Raw genomic sequence first — 1,755 nt, forward strand, 5'->3', positions numbered from 1 at the left:
CTGGAAGACCGCCATCTCCTGGGGGTTGCTGACCGGCACGCTCCAGATGCGGCTGCAGGTCGAGGCATTGAACATGCCGCCACCGGTTCGCCCGATGGCGACCACCTGCAGGCCCGACCTGGCCGGGTCGACCTTGGCGACGCGCACCGCATCGACATGGTCGCTGCTGTTCCAGCCCGAGAGCGTGCAGCGGATCTTGCCGTTGAAGTCGAGCGCATACTTGCCGACGAACACGTAGTCGAAATAGCCGTCCTGGTTGCGGTCAACACCGGCGGTCACGTGCCCGGCATCGCAGGTGTTGGTGGACCAGAGCTGGTTGAGGTTCTTGTCGAACGCGACGACGCGCGCCCAGTAATCCGTATAGTTCCGGCCGCCGCAGGCACCCGACGTGGCCTGGCTGTGAGAGACCAGGATGATCGGCTCATGGTCCGACTCCTTGTAGTAGACCGCGATCCGGCAGTACTGGGTGGGTGCACTGGTGCCCTGTCCTGATAAGGTCACCGACCGCAGTTCCTTGCCGGTGGCGCCGTTGCGCTCGATCAGCTTCTTGGTGGAGCCGAACTGCCAGCAGTGCAGGATGTCTTCCTTCATGTCGGCGTTCAGGTCCAGCACCGCTGCCTGGTCACGATGGATGTAGATGCTGCCGTTCAGCACGCGGCCTAATGGATTGGAAAGCTCCCAGATCTTGTTGCCGGCCCGGCCATAGACCCGCATGGTCTTGTGGCCGTTCCACATCAGGTATTCTGACGTGCCGTTGCCGTTGAAGTCGAGCGGCAGGAGGCTGGAATAGGTGTTGTCGAGGGCGTTGCCGTCGATGTTGACCTTCATCTTCGGCACGACCTTCAGCGCACGCTTGGTGCCGGCGGATCCCTCCGCCGTGGAGGTTGGCACGTATTCCAGGCCGCGTGCCGCATTGCGGCGCAGCTGGACACGTTCGGCCAGGGGGTCATAGGCGTAGGCTGCTTCTGTTCCGATGAGAGCGACTGCCGACGCGACCAGCCCTGCGGCAAGCGCAAGACGTGCGCACGCGCGTACGCCTTTTGATAGAAAAGGCATGACATTGTCCACTGATCTCTAGGAGATGTATTAAAAGGTTTCCGCGGACAGATCAGAAAATCGGCTACAATCTAACTGCGCTAATTGTCTATGTATGATAGTTCATGTGCCAACGAGCGTTTGGTAATCTTTACATTAACACTTTATCACTGCAAATTACCTGTTGCTGCCCCACGAGAAGACCTCGAGCAGCCTCGCCTTTTGGCCCGTCAGCTCACGTTGCAAGCCAGCTCCTTGGCCAACACTGCCATGCCCTGTAGCCGGAGCTGGCTGGGGGCATGTCAAGCGATGGGCCTGCTCATGGCGCGCGGCCGGCCACGCGCCGAGACGACCCTGTCAGGCCCGATCAGGCAGATCAGTGTGGTCCCGTGCCAGCAGCTCGGCTGTGGCATCGAGCAGTGGCGCACGATGCCGGTGCGAAACAGCCTTGGCGTGCCTGCATGGATGAACTGAAAGACAGAAGATACGCTTCTTATTTCGCCCATCAGCAGGCCAGCGCGCCACCACGTTGCGTCGCGGATCCGCAACATCTTTCGTGCGTACTACAGAAGCTCGGCAACGTGATCGGAAGCGAGGAACTGAACCTGAAGCTCGTCCGGCCTCCAGCCGATGCACGGGATCCGCCACAAGACAGGGGTGCCGCTGACAGGCCATGGGCTGAAAACGGCTAGTATATTACGTGCTTGGCGGATGAAGCAC

The 1,755-nt window shown here is 60.6% G+C and carries 1 pseudogene; it reads right to left on the reverse strand.

Going from position 1 to position 1,755, the window contains the following annotated elements:
* A pseudogene (locus VHL31_RS06995) lies at positions 1-1,056 on the reverse strand (hypothetical protein); the annotation flags it as partial.
* Between the last annotated feature and the right edge of the window lie 699 nt (positions 1,057-1,755).

The sequence above is a fragment of the Geminicoccus sp. genome (assembly GCF_036263595.1).
GTDB lineage: Bacteria > Pseudomonadota > Alphaproteobacteria > Geminicoccales > Geminicoccaceae > Geminicoccus.